The sequence below is a fragment of the Shinella sp. NM-101 genome, assembly GCF_021401195.1.
Lineage (GTDB): Bacteria > Pseudomonadota > Alphaproteobacteria > Rhizobiales > Rhizobiaceae > Shinella.
This window is the reverse complement of the sequence record NZ_JACBFT010000022.1, coordinates 63,847-69,952: the sequence shown is the minus strand read 5'-3', so window position 1 is coordinate 69,952 and position 6,106 is coordinate 63,847. Positions and strand designations below refer to the sequence as shown.

Here is a 6,106-nt window from a genome sequence, read left to right as displayed (position 1 = left end):
CAAGGGGTATCGTTAGAGCCGAAAAACGGCCGGTAATTGATTGGAATTGTGGCCGGCTTCAAATCGGAATGGTGGCCGGTAATTGATCGGAATGCCGGCCGGCTTCAGCTCGGAATCCGCAGACAGTCTCCACCATTGATTTTGACGCGGAAGACGAGACGATAACCTTGGCCGTCGCGAATGGCGTCTTGGCATACAGGCTGGGAAAAGACTACGGGCAGCCTATCCAAGCTCTCAAAATCGGGTCTGCTCCGGTCTGAGTTTGTCTTTCAAGCGTTCCACATCGACCTGACCATAATGCTTGTCGATCATCGCGATGGAAGTGCGGGTGTTGCGTGCGATATCGTAGACATCGGCGCCGCTCGCGATCATTTCCGAGATATAGTAGTGGCGCAGGGAGTAGGTTGTGCGGGATACGCCACGATAATCCTGTTTTAGCCCACAGGCATTCAGGAGTTCCGCAAAACCTTTCTTGAACGACTGAATACGCTCACCTTCCCGGTCAGCAAAAACCGGATCATCGTCATTGGGCTCCCGACCAACTTCATCTATGAATTTGTCCCAAAGCGTATGCACCCAGGAAATCACGCCCGGTAGCGGCACCAGTGTTCCATGTTTGCCCTTACCCTGCACTTGGAAGCGAACGTCTCGGTCGCGGACGGGTGCGTCGCGGGTTGCTCGAAAGCCGACGATGTTTCCCCAGTTGAGGTTTTTCATCTCTGTGGGGCGCATCCCCGTGCCCGCAGCGATTTCGATATAGGCATGAAGCTTTATACGGTCTGAAAGAACGTGCTGGTTCTGCCTATGTTGCAGCCAGATGCGGCCATCGCGAGAAAGAACTTTCTGGCCTTCCGGTGCGGGATGAATTCGCTCCAAGCTCGTGGTGATTAGCAGCGCGAATTCTTCCGGCGTGAAACTTGGCCTCCGATTGTCAGTGCGCTTTCGAACCTTGATGTCGGGGATTTCGATCTTGCCCATATAACCCCATTTTAGGGCCTGCTGGAAAAGGGCGCGGACGATTACGAGTTCGCCGCGCTGGCGGCTCACCGAAGGAACTTCATGCCGCGCCGAGCGGCGCAGGATTTTGCCACCTCGTTCATAGCGAATGTATTGGATGTCCTTGCCTGGTCCCGTCGTCCAGTAGGTCCGACGCCATTCGATATAGCGCTCGATATCCGGTTCACGGATTGTATCGATGGGCTTGTCGCCGAAGAAACCGACGAGATAACGGTGGATGACTGGCGGCCAATCACGGGGCTGGTATTCGCTGCGATCGCCACGCTCGCTTTCCGTTTCAACGAGCTTGATGAACTCTTCTGCGACTTCATGAAAAGGACGGACAGTCGCCGTCAGCCCATTTTTTACGCGATAGTTCGCCTCACTCCATATCTGATATGCCCGGTGATGAGCTTCATCATAGTTGTCAGTTTCTAGGCTCTTCCTGATCTGCTTGCCGCCAGCAGAAAACCGCACGGACCAGATCGTGCCGCCGGGGCGCTGAAAAAGGGTAAAGGGCTGTTTGGGCTGCTTCGCACGCTGCAACATGACACTCTCCAAGTGGTTACGCTGCTAGCACGCCTGCGCTAAAACTGTGCTAACGCGTGACCGTGGCAGGCACGGCAAGCCTTGAAGGGAAAGAGCAATTTTGCGGGGTGTGCTAGACGTGCGCTAGCTTATTTCCAGCACAAGCGGGCTCACAGAGCTTTTAAAAAATTCAATGATTTTAAGGGTTTGATGGTGCCCGGAGGCGGATTTGAACCACCGACACGCGGATTTTCAATCCGCTGCTCTACCAACTGAGCTATCCGGGCATCCGGCTTGGATTTCGGTTGAAATCCGTGGGGCGCTTGGTTTCGCCCCGGAAGCGAGCGGGGTTATAGCATCTTGCAAAAATGTGTCCAGCCCTATCGGCGGTTTTTTGCGGTAAAAATGGCGGCCTTTTCAAGTCGCGGAAAAGATTGCGTTTTTGTCTTGTCGCGGCGCGCTCAGTTGTCGTCGTCGGCTTTCGCCTCGTCGTCGGCGACGGGGATGGCATAGGAACCGGAGAGCCAGCGGTTGAGGTCGACGTCGCGGCAACGGGGCGAGCAGAAGGGATAGTGCTCGCGCGCCGAAGGGCGCTTGCAGATCGGGCACGGCACGGCCTTGCGCAAGGGGGCGACGGTGGCCGAAGGCTTTTCGGTTCCATTCGCCATGTCAGGCATCCGCCCAGCCGGCATGCACATCGAAGCCTTCGCCGGCAAGAAGGGCGAGGGTCTCGTAGAGGGGCAGTCCGACGACATTGGTATAGGAGCCCACCAGCTTGACGACGAAGCTGCCGGCAATGCCCTGGATGGCATAGCCGCCCGCCTTGCCGCGCCACTGGCCGGAGGCGAGGTAATGCTCGATGTCGGCGGTGGAGAGGCGCTTGAAGCGGACCTTCGTGTCGATGACCTTCTGGCGCACGGTGCGATCCGGCGTGATCAGGCAGACGCCGGTGAAGACGCGGTGGCTGCGGCCGGACAGGAGATGCAGCGCGCTCGAGGCCTCGTCGATCATCTCCGTCTTCGGCAGGATGCGCCGGCCGACGGAAACGACCGTGTCGGCCGCGAGGATGTAGCTGCCGGCAAAGGCCGGATCGCCCTTGGTGGCGGCGAGCGCCGCCTCGGCCTTGCCGGTCGACAGGCGCCGGGCCAGCGAGCGGGGATGCTCGGAGCGCTTCGCCGTCTCGTCGATGTCCATCGGCATCAGGCGCGTCGGCGCGATACCGGCCTGCGCGAGCAGTTCGACGCGGCGCGGCGAGCCGGAGGCTAAGATGAGCTTTTCGGTCTGCGCCATGAAGTCTCCGGGAAAGCTCCGGGATGCGCCGGTCTTCGCTCTGCGGCGGGACGCCGGGCGAAGGCGCGGCCCCCGTGGCTTGCGAGAAGCAGCTTACTTGAAACGGTAGGTGATGCGACCCTTGGTGAGGTCGTACGGGGTCATCTCGACCAGCACCTTGTCGCCGGCGAGAACGCGGATGCGGTTCTTGCGCATGCGGCCAGCGGTGTGCGCGATGATCTCGTGCTCGTTTTCGAGCTTGACGCGGAAGGTCGCGTTCGGAAGCAGTTCCGTCACGACGCCGGGAAATTCGAGGACTTCTTCTTTTGCCATCTTTGAGCGATATTCCTGTGCGGTGGATTCGGGGAGGCAGGATGCCCGCCTCGAAAAAGTTGCCGGAAACTACACAATCCCCGATGCTTTGTGAACACCGAAGCGGCGGCTTTCTGCATTTGCCGGAAATCAGGGTGCGCGCGGGTCAGCCGGGGCCCTTCAGGCGCTTCTCTATCAGGGCCTTCAGGAACTCGCGGACGTCGCGGTAGGACGACAGGATCTGCTCGCGCGTACCGGTCGCGACCGTCGGGTCGGGCGTCGGCCAATACATGACGTCGACGGCCATCGAACGCGTGAGCTCGAGGGCGGCGTGGTGGGCTTCCGGCGCCAGCGTGACGATGAGGTCGAAATAGTCGTCCTCCAGCTCGTCGAGCGAATGGGGCGCATGGCGGCCGAGCGACAGGCCCACCTCGCCCAACACGGCATCGACGAAGGGATCGCGCTCGCCCGGGCGCACGCCGGCGGAGGCGACATAGGTGCCGGCGGGCAGCACGCTGCGGGCGATGGCCTCGGCCATGGGCGAGCGAACCGCGTTCATGCGGCACATGAAGAGGATCGAACGGGGCGTTCGCGGCCGGGCTTCCTGCGCTGCCGGGGAAACGCCCTCCATCCGCTCACCCGCGCCAGTACAGGACGCAGACGAGCGTGAACAGGCGGCGGGCCGTGTCGAAATCCAGCTTGATCTTGCCCGAGAGCCGGTCCATCAGCGTTTGCGAGCCCTCGTTGTGGATGCCGCGCCGGCCCATGTCGATCGCCTCGATCTGGCTCGGCGTCGCCGAGCGGATGGCCTGGTAATAGCTCTCGCAGATCAGGAAATAGTCCTTCACGATGCGGCGGAAGGGCGTCAGCGAGAGGATGTGCGTGGCGACAGCCTCGCCGGCCTCCGTGCGGATCGCGAAGACCAGCTTGGAATCGAGGAGCGAAATGTTCAGGCGGTAGGGGCCGCCGGGATGGCCGATCGGCTCGAAGGTGTTTTCCTCGATGAGATCGAAGATGGCGACGGCACGCTCGTGCTCCACGTCCGGCGTGGCCCGGCCGATCGTGTCGTCCAGCACCACGTCGCACAGGCGGTAGCTGCCCTTCGTGCCCATGCCTCACGTCTCCATGTTGAGCCGGATGGCGACGGAGCGGGCGTGGGCGCCGAGCCCTTCGGCGTCGGCGAGCGTCACGGCGGCGGGGCCGAGGGCGCGGAGCTGGTCCGGGCCGAGGCGCAGGATCGACGTGCGCTTCATGTAGTCGAGCACCGACAGGCCCGAGGAGAAGCGGGCGGAGCGGGCGGTCGGCAGGACGTGGTTGGAGCCGCCGACATAGTCGCCGATGACCTCGGGCGTGTGGCGGCCGACGAAGATGGCGCCGGCGTTGCGGATTTCGGGCAGCAGCATCTCGGGATCGGCGGTGGCGATCTCCACGTGCTCGGCGGCGATGCGGTTGGCCAGCGGCACGGCCTTCGCAAGGTCCGGCACGAGGATGACGGCACCGAAGTCACGCCAGCTCGCCGCGGCGGTTTGCGCCCGCGCCAGCGTCTTCAACTGCCGCTCGACGGCGGCCTCGACGGCATCGGCAAGGGCCGGGCTGTCGGTGACGAGGATCGACTGGGCGCCGACATCGTGTTCGGCCTGGGCGAGAAGGTCGGCGGCGAGCCAGTCCGGATCGTTGCCGGCGTCGGCGATGACGAGCACCTCGGAAGGACCGGCGATCATGTCGATGCCGACCGTGCCGAAGACCTGGCGCTTGGCGGCGGCGACGAAGGCGTTGCCGGGGCCGGTGATCTTGGCAACGGGCGCGATCGTCTCGGTGCCGTAGGCGAGCGCGGCGACGGCCTGCGCACCGCCGATGCGGTATATCTCGTCGACGCCGGCAATGCGCGCGGCGGCAAGCACCGCAGGGTTGATCTCGCCATCCTTGGCCGGCACCACGATGACGATGCGCGGCACGCCGGCGACCTTGGCCGGCACGGCGTTCATCAGCACGGAGCTCGGATAGCTCGCCGTGCCGCCCGGCACGTAGAGGCCGACCGCATCGATCGCCGTCCAGCGCGAGCCGAGACCGACGCCGATGTCGTCCTCGTAGATGTCGTCCTTCGGCTTCTGGCGGGCGTGATGCTTCTCGATGCGCTGGGCGGCGAGTTCCAGCGCGGCGATGATCTTCGGGTCGACGGCATCGTAGGCCTTCTCGATCTCCTCCAGCGACACGCGCATGGAGGTGACCGAGAAATCGAGGCCGTCGAACCGCTTCGAATAATCGGCCAGCGCCCTGTCGCCGCGGACACGCACATCGTCGATGATGGCGCGCACGATGGCGTTGACGTCTTCGGAGACCTCGCGCTTGGTGGTCAGGAAGGCAGCGAACCGGCTTTCGAAGTCGCTGCTCCGGTAGTCTAGTCTGATCGCCAAGTGGTCACGTCCCTGTCGTCTTCCGGCGAGGGCCGCCGGGTCCAAGCCTCACACCGCCGGATGGCGGGGTTTCAAGCTGGTTTCCCATGCTCCGCCGGTATCTGCAAGCTGAACTTCGACGCATTCCACATCGAGGGCGATGGAGGCGTTGCCGGACATGACGAGCTTGATCGTGCCATCGGGGCCTTCGCCGTTCGACGTGAAGTCGACGGCGAGCAGGGAGAAGACGGCCTCGGTATCCTTGCGGTCGACGCCGATCGAGCGCACGGCGTTGACGCGCTTGAAGGCGATGACGGCGCGGCGGCGCTCGAAGGCCTTGCCGCGACCGGCCGCCTTCTCCCAGACGAAGCGGTTGACGGCGAGGGAGAAGACGTGGTGGCGTGCGTCATAGGCGAGGCCGTCGGTCTTGAAGACCGCGTCCTGCAGGTGAGCGGAGACGACGGAAAGGTCTTCCGTGTCGAGGGCAAGCAGTTTCAGGCTGTCCATTGGCAAGTCCTTCCCGCGGAGGCGCGGCATCTCGAATATTCGCTCACGAGATAGGACGGCACACGGCGGACTGCAACTCCGCCGCGCGGGAAGCGTTTCCA

At 63.1% G+C, this 6,106-nt stretch carries 8 protein-coding genes and 1 tRNA gene; all 9 read right to left on the bottom strand.

Annotated features, from left to right (window positions below; genetic code table 11):
• Positions 1–234: 234 nt before the first annotated feature.
• The 9 genes from L0976_RS25890 to L0976_RS25850 all read right to left on the bottom strand — a co-directional run bounded on the left by L0976_RS25890 (position 235) and on the right by L0976_RS25850 (position 6,005).
• A complete protein-coding gene (locus L0976_RS25890; protein ID WP_234189797.1) occupies positions 235–1,545 on the bottom strand; it encodes a tyrosine-type recombinase/integrase in 1,311 nt (436 codons plus the stop codon).
• A gap of 190 nt (positions 1,546–1,735) precedes the next feature.
• A tRNA-Phe gene (locus tag L0976_RS25885) sits at positions 1,736–1,811 on the bottom strand.
• A gap of 174 nt (positions 1,812–1,985) precedes the next feature.
• On the bottom strand, positions 1,986–2,192 hold the full coding sequence (gene yacG / locus L0976_RS25880; protein ID WP_203317479.1) for a DNA gyrase inhibitor YacG: 207 nt from the start codon (positions 2,190–2,192) through the stop codon (positions 1,986–1,988).
• Between the two features lies 1 nt (position 2,193).
• On the bottom strand, positions 2,194–2,814 hold the full coding sequence (locus L0976_RS25875) for a Maf-like protein (protein ID WP_203317478.1): 621 nt from the start codon (positions 2,812–2,814) through the stop codon (positions 2,194–2,196).
• A gap of 93 nt (positions 2,815–2,907) precedes the next feature.
• Positions 2,908–3,126, bottom strand: a complete 219-nt coding sequence (gene infA / locus L0976_RS25870; RefSeq protein ID WP_004435948.1) for a translation initiation factor IF-1 — start codon at positions 3,124–3,126, stop codon at positions 2,908–2,910.
• Positions 3,127–3,271: 145 nt separating this feature from the next.
• Entirely contained in the window at positions 3,272–3,736 is a 465-nt protein-coding gene (locus tag L0976_RS25865) for a low molecular weight phosphatase family protein (protein ID WP_203317477.1), read from the bottom strand.
• Positions 3,737–3,740: 4 nt separating this feature from the next.
• Positions 3,741–4,217, bottom strand: coding sequence for a UPF0262 family protein (locus L0976_RS25860; RefSeq protein WP_203317476.1), 477 nt, complete (start codon positions 4,215–4,217; stop codon positions 3,741–3,743).
• Positions 4,218–4,220: 3 nt separating this feature from the next.
• Positions 4,221–5,519 (bottom strand): histidinol dehydrogenase, encoded by a 1,299-nt coding sequence (gene hisD / locus L0976_RS25855; protein ID WP_234189796.1) that lies wholly within the window; start codon positions 5,517–5,519, stop codon positions 4,221–4,223.
• Between the two features lie 48 nt (positions 5,520–5,567).
• Complete coding sequence (locus L0976_RS25850; RefSeq protein ID WP_234189795.1) at positions 5,568–6,005, bottom strand: DUF2948 family protein; 438 nt, start codon at positions 6,003–6,005, stop codon at positions 5,568–5,570.
• Positions 6,006–6,106: the final 101 nt, after the last annotated feature.

Excerpts from the sequence above, each read along its gene's own strand:
- yacG (WP_203317479.1), bottom strand. The coding sequence starts at position 2,192 with ATGGCGAATGGAACCGAAAAGCCTTCGGCCACCGTCGCCCCCTTGCGC.
- L0976_RS25850 (WP_234189795.1), bottom strand. The coding sequence starts at position 6,005 with ATGGACAGCCTGAAACTGCTTGCCCTCGACACGGAAGACCTTTCCGTC.
- infA (WP_004435948.1), bottom strand. The coding sequence starts at position 3,126 with ATGGCAAAAGAAGAAGTCCTCGAATTTCCCGGCGTCGTGACGGAACTG.
- L0976_RS25875 (WP_203317478.1), bottom strand. The coding sequence starts at position 2,814 with ATGGCGCAGACCGAAAAGCTCATCTTAGCCTCCGGCTCGCCGCGCCGC.
- L0976_RS25865 (WP_203317477.1), bottom strand. The coding sequence starts at position 3,736 with ATGGAGGGCGTTTCCCCGGCAGCGCAGGAAGCCCGGCCGCGAACGCCC.
- L0976_RS25890 (WP_234189797.1), bottom strand. The coding sequence starts at position 1,545 with ATGTTGCAGCGTGCGAAGCAGCCCAAACAGCCCTTTACCCTTTTTCAG.
- L0976_RS25860 (WP_203317476.1), bottom strand. The coding sequence starts at position 4,217 with ATGGGCACGAAGGGCAGCTACCGCCTGTGCGACGTGGTGCTGGACGAC.